The following is a 17,916-nucleotide window of genomic DNA, read 5'->3' on the forward strand; positions in this document are numbered from 1 at the left end:
TCTCTACGAGTCAGTTCACGAATCAAATCGGATTACTATATATAGACAGCCGATCTAATGTCATTTTTGAACTTTTAATAAATGTAAAGCTATGATTTCTCGCAATTACAACGCAACTTATGTTGAAGAAAATCTGCTTCGACAAATCGAAATTAAAGAAAATCAGCTGAAAATTGCCCAAGAATCTAATATGATCTATGTGGCAGAAGCAGTAGAAAGTGAATTGCTAAACTTACGCTCACAATTACCAGAGCCACAAGAGCAAGAATTGCAAGCATTGATGAATTTGTTAGATGATTGATTTTTGTAGTTAAGAGGATGTTTGAAAAGTCCATTTTCATGTATCCTGGCGATTAGAAATCGCGTGCCACTTGCTACAAGTCGGGGAATCCTTGACGCTCGTTCGCCCTTGGCGTCTCCCCTTGGGAGAAGACTCGCTACCGCTTCTGTACGAGACGCTGCGCGAACGCTAACACCAACGCAGTGGCTTGGCTACACCAGACCAAACCAGCCTTTGCAGGTTAATAAACCCTTGATTTAGTGTTAGTCAACAGAGGTGGTGAAACAGCGCTGCGGGAGGGTTAGCCCGACCCAGGCGACTGCGAACCCGAAGGGACTAAGCTTTGTGTAGTAGCGAATTATATTCGCCGAGGACTTTTCAAACAACCTCTAAACAAAAAAGCGAGTAATGTGACTAAAGAAAAATTTCACGGCTTTAGCGTAGCCAAGCCGTGGGAATGTCAGTCCATCTCACTATCTATCTATAATCTTGGCTTTGAATACTCCCTAAACGTGCAGCGTCACGAATATTATATTCAGGACGAGTAAAGCGATTTATCTGCATCTCAAAGAAATCTCGATTTGCTTGTAAATGTCTGGGATTGGGGTCATCTAAAGGGTATAAAAGTGCTGTTCGCAAAGCTTGAATTACCGCAGAAGTAACACAGTACATTGAGCGTTGGAAACTAACTCCTAACTGAATCAACATATCTTCTTCACCACGGCAATGTTTGCTGTAGTAATCAACAAGATATGGGGGTAAAAAATGCAACATATCTTGCATTAATAATGTAGGCGGAATACCAGCAGTACCAACTGGAAACACATCAGCGTAAAGAATGCCATAGTGGAAGTCTTTTTGATCTTCGGGTACTTGACGTGCTTGAGCATTATAAGATTTTGTCCCCCGGAAAGGAGCAGTACGATAGAAAACTGCTTCTACATAAGGTAGTGCGGCTTCATATAGCCACATGAAGCCTTTAGATTTGGGGATAATTTCGTAACATTCGCCACGAATATAAACGTGATGATAAATGGGACGACCTGCGATCGCAAATATACCATTAACTAAGAAAGCCATCGCCTCTGGGACGCTAGTAATTGTACCTTCGTCATAGCGATCGGACATTTCAAAGAATACTGGAGCCATGATTTCCCAGAATAAGCCCAGGTTAGCGTAGTAAGACATCTGGCGGCACTGTTCCAAAAACATCTCTGGGAACAGCTTATATAGTCCCAGCATTACTGGATTACCTTGGAAGTAAGCTTTAATTGCCCTATCAGCGTTGGCTTTGTATTCATCTGAGTCTAGGTAAGGGTCAAATTGCCCACCCATTCCTCTATGCCACAGCATTGCTCGCATACAGGCTTCCGCAAATTCCATATTGATGCGATCGTGGAATAAGTGATGCAACAACTTTGGCATTTTGAAGGTTTCACCTTTGTCGATAAATGCCAACAGTTCTGGATGTGCAGTAGCTTCGCCGCGCCAAATACGCAAATCGGCATCATCCCCAGCGTAATGATTATGCCGTTCTAAATACTCTTTGGGCAAGAAGTATTTAAAGAAAGGCAACGGGTTTAAAAATTCGCGTTCGGCAATATAAAGTAGGTCACGCCAATAAAAGTCCATTGGCACGGCATAAGCTTTATATAAACCGATAATTTGCATCAGATTTTCTGGAGTATCTGGCAACATTGCACCGCCTGCTTCTAGGCGATGAATTACTTCGGGAAATTCGTGCTTAGAAGGAGGTAATTTAATTGCTGTTTTAGTTGCTGTCATAGTAATTGGTGTTTGCTAATTCCTGTTTTTAAGAAGAAACTTTTTAATATTTGGTTGGGGTCTGAATCCTCATTCAAATCTTCCCAATGCCCAATGCTCAATGCCCAATGTCCAATGCCCAATGTCCAATGCCCAATGCCCAATGCCCAATGCCCAATTCCCAATGCCCAATGCCCAATGCCCAATCCCTATTCCCCAATGCCCAATCCCTTGTTCAAAGCTACTTGAGAGATTACGGTTTTTTCGGAGGAAGGCATTGCAGCCACCATTGCTGTAGTTGTCTGTTCGCTCCAACGCACTAACCAAGTAGGTTGTACTCCTAAAAAGATAATTAGCGCTGCCAAAATTAGAGCTGGCATTTTCTCAGACCATAGGACTTTGGGATAGTAGGCTAAGTTATCGAGTTTGCCAAAACAGGTGCGATTGAGGAGGATGACAAAATAAACTGCGGTTAATCCACTAGCTACTACACACAGCAATGTAGGGATGGGAAAGACCGAGAAACTGCCTTGAAAAACGATAAATTCAGCGATAAATCCTGTTAAACCAGGAATACCAGCACTAGCCATCCCGCTTAAAACTAATAGAGCGCTGATTAAAGGTAAACCGCGTATGGGACTCATTAAACCATTGAGTTTATCCAACTCGCGGGTGCCAACTTTTGCTTCCACGACTCCCACCAAGTGGAAGAGAATGGCGAGGATAATGCCGTGGCTAAACATTTGGGCGACAGCACCAACAAGTGCTAGGGGAGTACCGGCGGCACTAGCTAGCAATATATAGCCCATGTGACCGACGGAACTGTATGCTACCATGCGCTTGATATCTTTTTGAGCGATCGCAATTACTGCCCCATAAATAGCACTGACTGCTCCCCAAATTGCCAGAGTCGGCGCGATGGTACTCCAAGTTTGAGGAAACATACCCAAGCCAAACCGCAACAGTCCATAAGTTCCCAGTTTTGCCAACACGCCACCCAGAAGAATAGCAATTGGTGCTGAGGCTTCAACATAAGCATCTGGCAACCAAGTATGAAAGGGAACCAGAGGAATTTTGATGCCAAAACCTAATACTATTCCTGCTAGTAAGAGGATTTGCTTGGCTGTTGACAGGTTTTCTGTAGAGATTCCATCAGCTGCAAAACTAGTAGAACCAGTCAACCATACTATACCTAAGAAGGTCGCCAGAATTAATGCCCCGGAAACAGCGGTATAAATTAGGAATTTAATCCCTGCGTAAGCTCGTTTTTCTCCTCCCCAAATAGAAATAAGTAGATAAAAAGGGATTAATTCAAGCTCGTAAAATAAGAAGAATAGCAGCAAATTTTCTGCTAGAAAAGCGCCTGCAACCCCACCACTAACTAATAAAACCATCGAATAGAAAAGCCGGGGGCGTTCAGTTTGTTGATTACTGCTGTAAATAGCAATCCAGGTTAGCAGGCTATTTAACACCAACATCAAAATCGATAATCCATCAACTCCTAATTGATAGCTCAAGCCTAGAGTTTCATTCCAAGGCAGATACTCTTGAAATTGCATCTCCGGATTGCTGATATCAAATTTAAGCAATATAAAAATATTCCAAATCAGGACTATTCCCGAAAAGAATAATGCTCCTAAACGAATCCGATTGGCGGAGAAACTTTTAGGTAAAAATACTATGAAAGCTGCGGCTAAAATCGGCAGCAAAATCAAAACACTTAACATGGCAATTTTAGATTTACAAAACTAGTAATAAGTAGTGCATTCAAAACCATTTTGGATTTTTCCAAATACAATACTTACTTTTTATTTTGAATGGAGCGATCGCGCAGTGTATTCCGAGGATAGGTGATAGTCATTAATTTTTGTACAAATGACAAAATACTAATGACTAATGACAGCAGAAATTTAAAACATCAAATCTAAAAACTGTACTCCCCAGAATGGCCAAGTTACCCACATTCCTAAGACGCTTACCCCTAACAGCACAGTGAATGCATAAAACTGGGTTTGTCCAGAAGTACTATACTTGAGACTTTCGCCACCTAATAGTGAAAACAAACCAACCATATTAACGATGCCATCGACTACAAAGCGGTCAATCATATCGGCAAGTTGGGAAATTTTGGCAACGCCGAAAATAACGGTCATTCGATAGAGTTTTGGGGTGTAAAAATCGTATGATAGCAAATCTTGTAAACCTTTCCAAGGCAGACGAATCGGTTTCGGAATATTGCCTAAATAAATCACACCACCAATGCTACAACCGAAAATACTCGACCAAATTAAAAGTAGTGCAACATCTTTATTTATGATTGTCCAATCGGGTAGGAGTGATAAGCTTTGTAATATTAAGGGAAGATGCAAGGAAAAACCAAGTAGAATCATCATTGGCAAAACCATCGGCCAGTGAGCTTCAGGCGATCGCTCACTCATCTGTGACGGTTTACCACCAAAAAGTAAACCGAATTCTCTGGTTAAACTAAAGGCTGTTAAAGCGTTGACGGCTATCACCACTGCTACTAACCAAGGTTGCGTTTCCCATAGCCCATCTGCTAACTTCATCAACGCCCAAAAGCTACCCAGGGGCGGAAAACCAATTAACCCTAAAGTCCCGACGATAAAGGCTAATCCTGAGATGGGGCGGCGTGACCACAATCCACCTAATTGGGTTACGTCTTGGGTAATGCTGTTCCAGATAATTCCCCCAGTACTCATTACCAACAGGGCTGCTGATATAGCATGGGTGAGTACCAACAATAGTGCTGCTTCGTCTTGCTGTACTCCCACAGCAATGAATACTAAGCCCATGTAAGCACTAACAGAATAGGATAAACAGCGTTTGAGGTCAACTTGAGCGATCGCAATTAAGGAAGCACCCACCGCTGTCACTGCACCAATCGTTACTATGGCTGAGGAAACTATGGGCGACAGAGTTAACACCGGTTGCAGTTTAATCAGCACCCATGCACCACTAGCAACTACTACCGAGTTCCGCAAAATCGTACTAGGAATGGGGCCTTCCATCGCTTCATCTAACCACAGATGCAGGGGAAACTGAGCGCACTTACCCATCGGCCCAGCAACTAAGGCTAAACCCACTAGTGTCATCGTTGTTGGGTTAACATTCGCAGTAGCCGCCCATTGCGCTAGTTCTGGATAACTCCAAGTTCCAGCTAGAGGCCATAGTGCTAACACCCCCATCAGCAAGAATAAGTCTCCCACCCGTTTGGTTAAAAAAGCATCTCTCGCACCTGAGACTACCAACGGCTGACTAAACCATAAACCGACTAATAAGTATGTTCCTAGTGTGAGGACTTCCAGTATCACATAACTAAAGAACAAGCTATTACACAAGACTAGAGCGCATAGTCCCGCTTCAAATAATCCCAACAAAGAATAAAAGCGCCCCCAACCCCAATCCATTTCCATGTAACCAATTGCAAATATCTGCGCTAGTAAATTCAAGCCACTAATGACAACTAACGCGCCGACACTTACAGAGGAAATTTCTAAAGCAATGGTTAGGTCTAAACCAGCTGTAGATAACCAAGGAATAAATACTTCTTGGGGCGGCTGATTCCAAGTAGCTTGTAAAGCGATCGCGCTATGAACGAACGCCAAAAATGTCATTACCAAATTGACATAACCAGCCGGTCTTGGCCCGGTGTGACGAATAATACCCGGCGACCAAGGTACGGCTAAAAGTCCACCCATTAATGCATAGCACGGAACTAGCCAAACAGTCTCAAGTAGAAACTGAGCCATCAAAGCACCTCTAGATTTGCAGTCAAACTTCAGGGGTTTTTAAATCAACAAACGCTAATACCCTTAAACCCAGCTATCGCAGATAAGACAATTTTATCTTTTGTTCATTTTGTTATAAATAGCTTACATTTATCTTTGCTCAAATGGAATAACTTAACTAAATAAATTAGCGATATTTAATCTAATTAATTCTTATATGATTAAATACTTTATTTTCCAACAATCACTATTATCTCTAATCTATAGAATAGATCAGGGTTTGCTCAATAGTTACGATTAATTATTATGAATTGACATAAATGACAAAAGACGCAGTAAATCGCGTCTTTGGAAGTCGGCTAAATATAGCTTACACTTAGAGAATTTTGTCAACCTGGCAAGTATAAACAAAGATACCTTCTCTACAAGAGGCTCCGCCAACGGTAAGCTTCACTAACGCAGGCATTTGATCAACTTGGCTGATGGGAGCGGGTTTCATGTCCCGGTAGTCCAGCAGTTGAACTAAGATCAGGTAGGCGATCGCCAAGAGAATAGAAATCGCGCCTGTAAGAATAGCAATTAATTTTGAACGTTCCATCAGTATTTTCTGTAATGCAAGTAGAATAACTGTATTGAGTGATCGATAAGGATTGCGTAGGCGCAGTCCACCGTAGGTATCGCTATGACTGCAACCACAAAAAAATTTTCTTTTGCAGAGTATCTTAAGTATAACAATGGCACGGATACCCAATATGAATTGGTAGATGGAGAATTACTTCCCATGAGCCTTGGCACTGGCAAGCACGGTGGCATCTCTAAGTTTTTAGAACGAAGCTTTGATGATGAAAGTGTCAAAATGGGCAAGAATTGGACAGCACAAAAGTTTTCTGTCGGAGTACGTTCGCCACGAGGGGGACGCTGGGACACTTCACGAATTCCAGATGTAGTAGTATTACCAACACAGCAGTGGGAAGCACTTTCCAATCGAGAAGCTGTAATCGAACTCAACGAAACTCCCCCCATATTAGTGGTAGAGGTCGTCAGCGAATCTACACAAACCACAGACTATCGCAGCAAACGTTCTGAATATGCTGTTTTGGAAATTCCCGAATACTGGATTGTTGACCCGATTCAAGAGATAGTAACAATATGCACCCTAGTAGAAGGGTTCTATGATGCTGTTGCATTCCGAGGACAAGAACGCATCATTTCTTTTACTTTTCCACAGTTGGATTTGAGTGCCGAACAAGTCTTGGCAGGACGGAAGTGACTCTCAATTACTACCGATGTGCTATCGGTAGACATCTGTGCCTATATCTACATTAATACTTGAGATACACTAAACACTTACCGATATACATCGCTCCGATGGGCTATCAGTAAAATAGTAATTAGTTGCTGTTCTTCATCCACTTATAAACAACTCGCCAGACACCAACTCGATAGCGAAAAAGACCTGCGAAATCACCTTTGAGCCGTTTGATGTTTGGATGTTCGTAAGCATTCTGCCGCAGTTGGTCAAAGCAACGGTTTAGTCGTTCCGCTAGTGATGCATCTACTTCTTGATAAAACTTCTGTGCTTTGCGAGTCAGTACCAGTTCATACATGACGACGAATACTGTCAAATGACACCACTTCCCCAGCCTCAGCTTCCTGCATAGCTTCACGCAAAGCTTGCTCAAAACCAGGGACATTCAAAAGTTCCGTTGTCGCCTCATTTTCTTCTCTTTCTTCTAGATCAGCTAGAAAATCACTCACTACCCGCAGCCTTTCTGGAGACAGTCGCCGTAAACGCTTCTCAGCTTCCTGAAGAATAGTAACGTCATCTTGCTTTGATTCCATAGTTATTTCTACACTTAACACTATTTATTATCGATTTTTTTCCTTCTTTATTATATTATTGACCTTCTGAGGCTCAACGTTGACCTTCTGAACCTCAACGATGACCTTCCGAGGCTCAACGATGACCTTCTGAGCCTCGAAGTTGCGCCTTTTATCCTCAACGATGACCTTCTGAGGCTCAACGATAACCTTTTGAGGCTCGAAGTTGCGCCTTTTATCATCAACGATGACCTTCTGAGGCTCAACGATAACCTTTTGAGGCTCGAAGTTGCGCCTTTTACCCTCGAAGTTGCACCTTTTAGCCTCAACTAACAAATATATCTCACCATTCCTGAATTTACAGGGGTGAGCATGTAGTAAAATTTGCTCACCTCCGTCAAGTGCAACATGGCTTTAGACTTCTCCGGTCAAAATCTTCGAGGACGAAACTTCAAAGGCAGACAAGACCTTGTGGGTGCAAACTTTAGCTATGCCGACATCCGAGGGGCAAACTTTACTAATGCTAATCTGAGAGGGACAAATTTTAGTCATACCAAAGCAGGACTGCAACGCCGATGGGCAATTTTCTTAGTCTTTGTCTCATTATTGTTGTCGGGACTATCAGGATGTTTATGGTCTGTCAATGGTTATTTGGTGTCACTAATATTTGATACTTCCAGCTTAGAGAATCAGATTCGCGGCTGGACTGCCCTAGTCGTATTAATTGCCTTTTTCTTCGTCACAATTTGCCAAGGAGCCGTAGCTGGAGCCGGAGCGGTAGCTGTAGCTGGAGCCTTAGCCGTAGCCGTAGCTGTAGCTGGAGCCTTAACTTCAGGCGGAACCAGAGTTGGAACTGGAGCTTTAGCCGGAGCCGGAGCCGGAGCTTTAGCTGTTGCTGTCGCCGGAGCCTTAGCCTTGGCCGGAGCCGGATCTAGAGCCAGAACTTTAGCTGTAGCCGGGGCTTTAGTCTTAACCGTAGCCTTAGCCATAGCCAAAATCGGAACCGTAGCCGGAGCTTTAGCCGTAGCTGGAACGTTAGTTAGCATTTACATCAGTTGGCGAGCTATAAAAGGAGATCAAAAGCACTCCTTAATTCGCAACATTGCGATCGCTTTTGCTGCAACAGGAGGTACAAGTTTTCGTGGCGCTGACTTAACCAATGCTGATTTCACCCAAGCCACACTCAAAAGTACAGATTTACGCAACACTATTCTTATCTGTAGCCGTTGGCATCAAGCCAAAATGCTTGACCGTGTTCGTCCTGGCTCAACTTATCTGCAAAACTCACAAGTACGTCAACTGCTAGTTACAGGACAGGGACAGGATAAGAATTTTTACCGTGAAAACCTGCGGGGTATCAACTTACAATCAGCAAATTTAGCAGATGCCAGCTTTATTGGCGCTGATCTCAGTGAAGCCAATTTGCAAGATGCCGATTTGTCAAGAGCAAAGCTCAAGCAAACGCAACTAAACGCAACTGATTTAACAGGTGCAACCCTCACCGGAGCCTACATTGAAGATTGGGGCATTACAAATACAACTAAATTGCATGGGGTGAGGTGTGAATATGTCTTCATGCGCTTACCCACCAAAGAAGATCCTGACCCCCTCCGCAAACCTGATAATAAACAAGAGGTATTTGCAGACGGAGATTTTGCCGACTTTATCAAGCCAATTTTTGATACCCTCAACCTTTACCACAATCAAGGCATTGATCCCCGCGCTGTTGCGATCGCCTTCAAAAACCTTGCCGAAAACCATCCCGAAGCTCAGTTAGAAATCGTCGCAATGGAGAAACGCGGCGAAGATAAAATCTTACTCAGAGCTAAAACCGCAGCAGGTAGCGATAAATCTCAACTGAGTGCAGAATATTTTGATGACTATAATCAACTCAAAGCTTTATCACAGAGTCAGCAATTATTGCTTGTAGAAAGAGATAGTTATATTAGTGATTTAAAAAATATGATCATAACTGCACTTGGGCAGCCTAAATCTTATACACAAGGAAATACCATCATGTCTGATATCAGCGGTATCAATATTCAAGGCAGCAGTAACGTTAGCGGTATCGCTGGGAATAATTCTGTTGCTAATCTAGGAACCATCAGCGGTAATGTGAGTATTGCCCTCAATCAATTGCCTGATGCAACCGATGCAGATAAACCAGGAATTAAAGAATTATTGACGCAATTGCAAGAGATAATTTCACAGTCGGCAGATTTGCCTGAAACAGACAAAGCTGATGCATTGATACAGGTAGAAGCTTTAGCAGAAGCAGGTACAAATCCCCAAGAATCCACTAATCAAAAAACTGCAAAAAATGCAATCACCATGTTGAAAGGGATATTTTCTGGTTTACCTGCTGTTGCGTCGCTGGTTGAATCGACTAATAATTTATTGCCTGCGATCGCTAAATTATTCGGTTTGGGATAATATCTGCTGTACTGTCAGTGTTAACTCAGGAAAAGTCGAAGAACAGATTTGCTGATTCCCTGCGAATACAGTTTGGTTATAACGTCCCTGATCCAATAAGTATACTGTCACCTTTGCTTTGAGAGGGTCAACAATCCAGTATTCTGGGATGGACAGAGTTGCATACTCAAGTGGTTTCTTTTCATAATCTCGCTTCACAGACTCAGTGCTAACCACTTCTACGATCAACAGTGGTGGTAACTCCAGTACCGCTGATTTACCCTGAATAGACTGTCGCTGATTTTCAGTCATCACAATTAAGTCAGGGAGACGAGATTTTTTAACAGAGGTGCGAACGCCAGTACCGCTAGGGCGAACCTGCCAATCTAACCCTAGTCGCTGAATTTCCAGATAGAAGCGGATCAACAAGAAAGTAATGATAGCTTCATGCAAATCTGAGGCTGGAGGCATTTCTAGCAGTATCTCATCCTCAAGTTCATAGCGCTGATCAGTGCCATCATCGTAGGTGAGATATTCCTCAAAACTATACAGACGTTCTACAGGTTTTGTAGTGGACATACTTCTGTCTCCAGTTCCTCTAGCAAGGGTGGGAGTGCCATAATCATATCTACTTTCTACATTCTCAGGTAATTTTAGAATGTAGAGTTCAGTTTTTCCAAAATATCTTTAAGTCAACAGATGTTTTGAGAGGGTTGCATCAAAGCGATCGCAGTTTAGCACTGCTGAGAGCAGACAACTCACCAGTGCCAAATTTTATGACATTTTAGGTATTGGGACAAGCGATCGCTTACAGTAATCGATAACAATCCAGTTTGTGGAGCGCTAAATTAGGATGTGACGCTAAATTTTTCTTTTGGTTGAACAATGCGATCGCTTAATGAATTGACGAGCTTTTTAACACATAAAGCACGACAGGCTATTCTTTCAGTTTGCCGAAACCCTAAAATATTTTGCACAACTTTGTAAGCTGCCCTTTTACTGTTAGTTTTAAACTCTGGAAACAGAACCAAAGCCTCTTCTAAGAAGATTAAATATTGTGAATAGTCAACAAATAATGACTCTCTAGCCAGTTCAAAATATGATTTAGCTAAAGCATGACGATACTTAATTGAAAGTTTGTTCATCTCGAATAATTGCTTTTCGACCTTCTCTAATACCAAATAGTGACTTTTTAACCAGCGGTTTTTAGAAGAAGTAGAAACTGTTACAGAACCGTATCGTCTATAAATTGAATAACAACCAGGTTGATATACAACCTTAGCTTCATTCATTACCACGGATAAGAAAAAATCTCTGTCTTGTGCAGCGGTTAAAGTTTCATCCCATCCGGCACTATTTTTTACTGCGGTTCTCTTATAAAGTAAAGCAGCAAGAGCCACCCACCAATTTGCCAACAGAGAAGCCAAGATATCTGCGTGCGCTTCAGAAGTTTCTATATCTTCCATAACACTTGATCCATCAAGCAAATGACGCCGATGTCTCCAATCACCATAAACAACATCTGCTCCGGTTTCTTCTAGAAAACGGACTTGCCTTTCTATCTTCTCTGGTAAAATATAGTCATCTGCATCTAAGTACTGAATATAGTCACCTTTCGACAAATCAAAGCCTCTATTTCTAGCGTAATTTCCTCCTTTATGAGGCAAACTTTGCCAAATAACTTTATCTCCGTAACTTCTGATGATTTCTAAACAATTATCTGTAGAACCATCATCAATTACAATAATTTCAATATTGGAATAGGTTTGTTCCAAGCAGCTATTAATTGCTTCTGCCAACCATTTTTCGGCATTGAAACATGGTATAATTACTGAAACAATCTTTTGCATTTTTATAGTCCTGAAATTTACAAAAACAGGGTATTAACGCCATTACATAAGCGCTGTTAATTCTATATGCAACCTATAAAATAATCGTGTAGAAGCTCAAACTGACTACTACAATTAACTTCCAATATGGAACTTCACATTAATTGCAGAAGTTAAATAACCAAGTGGGCGGATAATTACAGAGGACAAATAACGAGACTTTCTGTTGAACCAATGGTAAAACACTATCGATAGTCGTTTACGGTATGAATTAGGGACAAAAACAAATGATGCATCATGTCCGCTTGGATTATGCAGTTCTACAGAGATTTCAGATAAAGCAGTTTCTTTAAAGACCCTTGCTAATTCCACAGCCAAAGTGGGAAAACCTAATTTTTCTGCCATCTCTACAAGCTGATAGTTGTAATGATTAATATATCGCTGATATTTGACATCTCCACAATAAAGAATACCAAGATCTAGATACTCTTCTAATTCATTTGCTAAACGAATTAATAGTATATTACGGTCAATTGAATCAAGAGCATCAAAGCGATCGCAAATGTTAGTAATAGTTTGTTCATTCCATTGCAAAGCTGTATATCTATTAACATACTCCTCCACCTCTTCATCCAAAGTACGTCTTAATTGTTGACGTTTAGTATTTGAGATACCCTTGCTCCCGTCTCCAAAGTCGCCATTAGTATATGCTGCATGTAAAAGACCTGCGGTTACGACTTTCGCAGGTACGTGAAGACTACAGAGAATACTAGCCGTACCTATTAGATGGGCAATAAACGTCTTCCCAGAGGCTCGGAAACAGCCTGTAAATAGGCAGATTGTCAGCTGATAAGCATTGAAAACAGATCTAATTTCAATGTTTGAGTAACCCTCACGTTTTAACTGGTTGAATAGTTGAATATTCGTTTGCGCGTAGGAGTTCATAGTTATAGTTGAAACAGATATAGTAATCCGATTTGATTCGTGAACTGACTCGTAGAGACACCGAATGGGGGATAGGGAATGGGGAATAGGAAAAAAGGGAGTTATATCATGTCCGGTTAAAGGCTTATCATTTAGACCGCAGGGGGCAGGGAGCAGGGGAAAAGAGGCTTTTGCGCTTTTTGCACAGATGCGGGAATTATAACTAATTAGGCGGACATGATATTAGAGGTGTACGCAGTTTTTTCCAAAATCAAATAGGAATCCTATAGCTTGAATTAAGTTCAGTAGTTCATAACTTTCCACTGCCGGGGTTGATAAAATAAAGACTGATTGGTCATTGTCTTTGATTTAACAGTAAATCTAAAAGATTCAACTGCATCAAAAGAGTATGCACCTTCTTTTATAAAGATTTTTGCATTATATACACCTGGAACTAAGCAACAAAAAGGCATATACATTTGCAATTCAACTGTTCCTGGAAATACTTCTAGATACTCATTATCACTTCCTGATGTTAGATATAAAATACGTTCATTTTCTCCACCAATAGCTGTAATTGTTATGCACAAGCTAGCTTTAGCAGTTTTTTTATATACTTTACACGCTACACACAAGGAAGCTGGTTCACCACTAATAGGCATTTCTATGATATTTTCTTGCCTATCCTTAAAACATAAAGAAACAATATCTATACCTGTACTTTCACTCTCAGGCTTTTCTGGCAAAAACATTGGCCCTACAGATTTTTCTGTACCACCTAAGCACAAATCTTCTTCGTACCTCTGAAGGACTGAATCTACACTACCGGATGTAATTAACTTACCCTTTGAAAGGTAAACCGCAGAATTACATACATTTAATATTGCTGGTGCATTATGAGAAACTAGAATGAAAGCTGAGCCTTTTTCTCGAAGTTTAGCCAGCCTACGGTGACACTTCATTCTAAACTTTATGTCTCCGACGGCCAGCACTTCATCAATTAGTAAAATATCTGGTTCTATGTGAACTGCACAAGCAAAGCCCAACCTAGCTGCCATACCGGAACTATAAGTTTGTACAGGCGCATCAATAGCATCTTCAATTTCAGCAAAATCTATCACCTCTTGAAATCTATCTTCTATTTCTTTAGTTGATAGACCCAGAATAGACATATTTGCATAGATATTTTCTCTCCCTGTCAGGATGGGATTAAACCCTGCTCCTAGAGCAATTAACGGAGCGACTCTACCCCTAATTTGGACACAGCCAGTATCAGGTTTAATTAAACCACTAATGATACGTAGCAGCGTACTTTTTCCGGCTCCATTTGATCCTACTAACCCTAGGGCTTCTCCTCGCCGCAGTTGGAAGCTAACATCTTTAATTGCCCAAAACTCTTTTGGGCGAAGAGTATCACTCCTTCTATTTTTCCCTACTAACTCTGTAAAAATGTCTTGGACACCATATAGTAAAGAGCGTTTCAAAACTCTACAAAATTTTTTAGAAACATTCTCAATCGAGACAACTACATCCGTATCTTCAGGGGAAACAGCAATTTCTCTTTCAATCAAGTTAGTCATTTTTAGGAACTCACTCTTTCAACCACAAAAGGCATAGCAAGGCGGAAAGCTACCCAGGTTAGTAGCAAGCCCATTAGACTAATTGCACTTACCATCCAAAAACGATCAGGTTCTGATACCACACCAGTTGTGGCTAACTCTCGCGCGGTTACTAATAAAGGGGTGACGGGATTAAGCTGTACTAAAAATCCAAAGGCTCCCTCTTTGGGAATTGGATAAACTACTGGAGTTAGGAATAACCAAAAGCCTGTAATCAGAGTTAGCCCTTTAGATACATCTTGATATAGCACTCCTATTGGAGCTAATAAAATGCCGATGAATGTTCCTAGTAAAACTAAATGAATTAAGGGCACTGGAGTTAAAATCACTGTCCAAGTTATGGGAATGCGAAACCAGATAAACAATGCCGTTATTAAAATCAGTTTAATGCCAAAGTTGAAAAATACTTCGCCTACCTTCGCCAAAATCAGTGCTTCTCTAGGAAAGTTGACTCTAGCTAACATGGGTTTTGCCGCTGCTACCGCTTGCACAGGCCCATTTAAAGCCTCAACGAATGTCTGCCATAATGCGGTGCTAAACATGACATAAGCAGGATAGGGTAAATCTGTGCTCCCAAAACTAATAACGTTGGCATTCTTCGCAAGGGTAAATCCAGCGGCCATGACAATAGGCGGTAAAAAAGCCCAGATTATTCCTAAAAATGACTGACGATATTGGGCGCTGATATCCCGCACCATCAGTCGCCAAGCCAGTTCGCGAGAAGCTAGCAAGTCTCGCCACATTTGTTGGAACAACTCTATCGGATGTCTCAGCCTACTGTCAGGTGTATAAACTACCTTCGGTATTTGAGAGTTAAGCCTTTGACGTTGCTTCAAAATTTCTCACCCTTTGCCAAAAAGATTGCAAATATCAATTGTTTGTACCCTATAGGATTCCTATTGGATTTTTGAAAAAACTGCGTACACCTCTAACTCCCTTTTTTCCTATTCCCCATTCGGTGTCTCTACGAGTCAGTTCACTAATCAAATCGGATTACTATATTTACCGAGATGTTGCTGTACTTGCAGATTTCTCTAAATTTGTTGGGGCTTGGTTTTGCATATTTGGCAAAGTTTGAGTGTAGCGGGTAGTAATATAACGGTTGAGCGCCTTGTCCATAACACTCAAAATTTTCCTAGCCGCCCGCGAGCCAAATTTGCCGATGGGTAGTTTACTAGCAAAGGGATTGATGATTGCCATATTTCGCCGCCACCCCAACCGTTTGTACTTATTTTTGAAGTATTCATCTTCGGTGAGGTTCCACTTGTCGCGCAGGCGTTGGAGACTTGCTAGTTCCCAGGCATCGCTCCAACGTAGCATGTAGTAATTTAGGTCTGTCAACTCCAGTGGTTGTCCTGTCATATAAGTCATCAGAGATTCGGGTTCCAGGTAGACTGTACCACCAGCTTCAGTTACCAGGATGCATAAATCAACGTGTTCTTTAGTGCTCAGCAGTGCTTCATCAAGCAGACCAATTTGCTGAAATATCTCTGTGCGTACTATCATGCAGTGGAATTCCGCTAGCCCGGTTTTTTGCCGTTGTAGTTGGGGCCGGATATCTGCTATCCGCCGACCTTGTTTATAAATCTTTTCAATTATCCGCCGTTTTGTTGTTTCACCTTTGGTTTCCACCTTCACCCCAGATTCTCCGCCTGCACAATGCACTTCTTCGTGTAGAAATTTACCTTGACAGATGAGGGGGCTAACTATGGTTGCGCCTGTTTCTTCTGCACACTGTACCAAAGCCTTGAGCCAACCGGGAGTAACTACTACGTCATTATCAATGAAAACGACATACTTGCTAGTAACTTGACCCAGCCCCATGTTTCTGGCACGGTTTGGCGAGAGATAATAATCAGTGCGAATCAACTTAAATTGTTTTTGGTTTGCTTGCTCTGCCAAATAATCTCTGATATGACGGGGAGAACCTCCATCTATATAAATTAACTCAAAGGGATATTCAGTATGCTCGTAAATGCTTTCCAGGGATTCACGGGTATGGCTGAAACGCTCCCGTGGGGAAACTATAATTGTAACTTCTGGAGTTGCGATCGCTGAGGAGTTCATATCTAAATCAATATCCTTGTGTAATTTCAATTGATGTGGTTGTGAAAGACCAAAGACAGGATATAAATTGAAAATTTCTAATGTCATAAACGCCTGTAATTGGTCTTATATTATTATTTCCATCTCTTGAGAAATGTAGGATTGATTTCATCTCTCATGTTGAAGCTACTAGCGCCAGATCTGGAGAATATAAATCATTCATCAACACTTGTCGATAAATTTGTACTAGCTCATCGTTTAGCTTGTTGATGTCGTAATTTGATTCTACATAGGTACGACCTGCTTGACCCATATATGTCCAAATTTCTGGATGTTCTATGAGATAACTTAATTTTTCAGCTATGGCATCAGCATCTCGCTCTGGAACTAGAAGACCAGAAACACCATCTTGCACAAGTTCAGGAATACCACCGTGGCGAGTAGCTATGACTGGCAAGGTCATCAACATTGCTTCTTTTAAAGTATTCACAGGAGCATCTTGATCACCATTTTTGGCTGTGATACTGGGAGCCATGAAAATATCGGAATTTTCCAGAATCTCAATAATTTCTGGTTGATTCTTCCAGCCTAAAAGGTGGACTTTATCTGCAATATTCAGTTCCCTAATTAGCTGTTGTAAATTTTCTTTTAAGTATCCATCACCAATAATATTATACTGGATGTTCTGGTGAATTTTGGACACTTTAGCAACGGCACGAATGCTATATTCTATGCCTTTTTTTTCGATAAGACGACCAGTTGTGGTAATGCGAATCTTGCCATCGGGATGGGGATTTCTAACTTTTAGTGGAAACCGACTGCTATCTATCCCCGAACCATGCACGACAATTTTTTTCTCATCACAACCTAGTTTGATAGCTCTTTTTTTGAAATACTCGCAATTTGCTAGGAAAAAATCTCCTTTAGCAAATAGTAAGTCATAAACATTTTCTCCATACTGCTGCACAATCTGACTGATATCGTAGCCTCGAAACGAAGTAATTAACTTTCCTTGAATAGCGCCAATATCACGCAAAGCCATGCCTTCTTGGGCGAATGTACCAAATTGGCAGTGTATTATGTCATAGGGCTGAGCTTTCAATAGCCTGATTACTGAATACAGTAATCGTAAGGAAATTGCTTGCCTACCATACTTGAAGAAGTTGAGCGATCGCAGTAAAACTAAAGGCTCTTTATGAAGATTGGTGAGTACTAATTGCAGAGCTTTTAGGAAGCGCAAAAAGTAATTATCGGGTATTTTTGGTGGATAGTATATATGAGCTAATAGCTGATATTTTTCGACATCTGGATGAACTTTAAAAGTTTCATCTGGTTGATAACCGTAGATATCTACTTTATGTCCGCGGGAAATCAAGCCTATAATTTGGTTCAGAACAAATGTCTCTGATAATACAGGGAACTTTCCAACTATAAAGGCGATTTTCATAGAAAAAGTTGAAAGCTTGTTAACT

Annotated in this window: 19 protein-coding genes; 4 read left to right on the forward strand and 15 right to left on the reverse strand. The window is 41.3% G+C overall.

Annotation, left to right across the window (positions count from 1 at the left end; all coding sequences use genetic code 11):
* The first annotated feature begins 91 nt into the window (after positions 1–91).
* Both IQ246_RS07235 and IQ246_RS07240 read left to right on the forward strand, forming a co-directional pair.
* Positions 92–301 carry a hypothetical protein gene (locus IQ246_RS07235; RefSeq protein ID WP_194001501.1) on the forward strand — a complete coding sequence of 70 codons (210 nt, stop codon included), beginning with the start codon at positions 92–94 and terminating at the stop codon, positions 299–301.
* 21 nt (positions 302–322) lie between these two features.
* Positions 323–541, forward strand: a complete 219-nt coding sequence (locus IQ246_RS07240; RefSeq protein WP_194001503.1) for a hypothetical protein — start codon at positions 323–325, stop codon at positions 539–541.
* Positions 542–757: 216 nt separating this feature from the next.
* Here IQ246_RS07240 and IQ246_RS07245 read toward each other — a convergent pair whose 3' ends face one another.
* The 5 genes from IQ246_RS07245 to IQ246_RS30195 form a co-directional block, all read right to left on the reverse strand.
* Positions 758–2,065, reverse strand: coding sequence for a CO2 hydration protein (locus IQ246_RS07245; RefSeq protein ID WP_194001505.1), 1,308 nt, complete (start codon positions 2,063–2,065; stop codon positions 758–760).
* Positions 2,062–2,250, reverse strand: a complete 189-nt coding sequence (locus tag IQ246_RS07250) for a hypothetical protein (protein ID WP_194001507.1) — start codon at positions 2,248–2,250, stop codon at positions 2,062–2,064. Before IQ246_RS07250 ends, IQ246_RS07245 begins: the two co-directional genes overlap by 4 nt.
* A gap of 3 nt (positions 2,251–2,253) precedes the next feature.
* Positions 2,254–3,771 (reverse strand): NADH-quinone oxidoreductase subunit M, encoded by a 1,518-nt coding sequence (locus IQ246_RS07255; protein ID WP_194001509.1) that lies wholly within the window; start codon positions 3,769–3,771, stop codon positions 2,254–2,256.
* A 183-nt stretch (positions 3,772–3,954) separates the two neighbouring features.
* Positions 3,955–5,814 carry an NAD(P)H-quinone oxidoreductase subunit F gene (locus IQ246_RS07260; protein WP_194001511.1) on the reverse strand — a complete coding sequence of 620 codons (1,860 nt, stop codon included), beginning with the start codon at positions 5,812–5,814 and terminating at the stop codon, positions 3,955–3,957.
* A gap of 355 nt (positions 5,815–6,169) precedes the next feature.
* A complete protein-coding gene (locus tag IQ246_RS30195; protein WP_244141953.1) occupies positions 6,170–6,391 on the reverse strand; it encodes a hypothetical protein in 222 nt (73 codons plus the stop codon).
* A gap of 84 nt (positions 6,392–6,475) precedes the next feature.
* Between IQ246_RS30195 and IQ246_RS07270 the strand changes: the two genes are divergently transcribed.
* Complete coding sequence (locus IQ246_RS07270; RefSeq protein WP_194001513.1) at positions 6,476–7,063, forward strand: Uma2 family endonuclease; 588 nt, start codon at positions 6,476–6,478, stop codon at positions 7,061–7,063.
* Positions 7,064–7,184: 121 nt separating this feature from the next.
* Here IQ246_RS07270 and IQ246_RS07275 read toward each other — a convergent pair whose 3' ends face one another.
* Genes IQ246_RS07275 through IQ246_RS07285 form a run of 3 tightly spaced genes read right to left on the reverse strand, consistent with a single transcriptional unit; the run spans position 7,185 to position 7,950 of the window.
* On the reverse strand, positions 7,185–7,400 hold the full coding sequence (locus IQ246_RS07275) for a type II toxin-antitoxin system RelE/ParE family toxin (protein ID WP_208492047.1): 216 nt from the start codon (positions 7,398–7,400) through the stop codon (positions 7,185–7,187).
* Entirely contained in the window at positions 7,393–7,635 is a 243-nt protein-coding gene (locus tag IQ246_RS07280) for a hypothetical protein (protein WP_194001515.1), read from the reverse strand. The genes IQ246_RS07275 and IQ246_RS07280 overlap by 8 nt, the downstream gene beginning before the upstream one ends.
* Before the next feature lie 27 nt (positions 7,636–7,662).
* Positions 7,663–7,950, reverse strand: a complete 288-nt coding sequence (locus IQ246_RS07285; RefSeq protein WP_194001517.1) for a hypothetical protein — start codon at positions 7,948–7,950, stop codon at positions 7,663–7,665.
* A gap of 72 nt (positions 7,951–8,022) precedes the next feature.
* Here IQ246_RS07285 and IQ246_RS07290 point away from each other — a divergent pair, with 72 nt between their 5' ends.
* Entirely contained in the window at positions 8,023–10,047 is a 2,025-nt protein-coding gene (locus IQ246_RS07290) for a pentapeptide repeat-containing protein (protein WP_194001519.1), read from the forward strand.
* On the opposite strand, the gene IQ246_RS07295 is transcribed toward IQ246_RS07290, so the two are convergent.
* The 7 genes from IQ246_RS07295 to IQ246_RS07325 form a co-directional block, all read right to left on the reverse strand.
* Positions 10,030–10,605 carry a Uma2 family endonuclease gene (locus tag IQ246_RS07295; protein WP_194001522.1) on the reverse strand — a complete coding sequence of 192 codons (576 nt, stop codon included), beginning with the start codon at positions 10,603–10,605 and terminating at the stop codon, positions 10,030–10,032. The genes IQ246_RS07290 and IQ246_RS07295 overlap by 18 nt on opposite strands.
* Positions 10,606–10,874: 269 nt before the next feature.
* Positions 10,875–11,876, reverse strand: a complete 1,002-nt coding sequence (locus tag IQ246_RS07300; protein ID WP_194001524.1) for a glycosyltransferase — start codon at positions 11,874–11,876, stop codon at positions 10,875–10,877.
* Between the two features lie 114 nt (positions 11,877–11,990).
* A complete protein-coding gene (locus tag IQ246_RS07305; RefSeq protein WP_194001526.1) occupies positions 11,991–12,800 on the reverse strand; it encodes a DUF6817 domain-containing protein in 810 nt (269 codons plus the stop codon).
* 281 nt (positions 12,801–13,081) lie between these two features.
* On the reverse strand, positions 13,082–14,359 hold the full coding sequence (locus IQ246_RS07310) for a polysaccharide ABC transporter ATP-binding protein (protein ID WP_194001528.1): 1,278 nt from the start codon (positions 14,357–14,359) through the stop codon (positions 13,082–13,084).
* Positions 14,360–14,361: 2 nt separating this feature from the next.
* Positions 14,362–15,234 carry an ABC transporter permease gene (locus IQ246_RS07315; protein ID WP_194001530.1) on the reverse strand — a complete coding sequence of 291 codons (873 nt, stop codon included), beginning with the start codon at positions 15,232–15,234 and terminating at the stop codon, positions 14,362–14,364.
* 166 nt (positions 15,235–15,400) lie between these two features.
* Positions 15,401–16,465 (reverse strand): glycosyltransferase family 2 protein, encoded by a 1,065-nt coding sequence (locus tag IQ246_RS07320; RefSeq protein WP_194001559.1) that lies wholly within the window; start codon positions 16,463–16,465, stop codon positions 15,401–15,403.
* A gap of 154 nt (positions 16,466–16,619) precedes the next feature.
* Entirely contained in the window at positions 16,620–17,891 is a 1,272-nt protein-coding gene (locus IQ246_RS07325; RefSeq protein WP_194001532.1) for a glycosyltransferase, read from the reverse strand.
* Positions 17,892–17,916: the final 25 nt, after the last annotated feature.

The sequence above is a fragment of the aff. Roholtiella sp. LEGE 12411 genome, assembly GCF_015206995.1.
GTDB lineage: Bacteria > Cyanobacteriota > Cyanobacteriia > Cyanobacteriales > Nostocaceae > Komarekiella.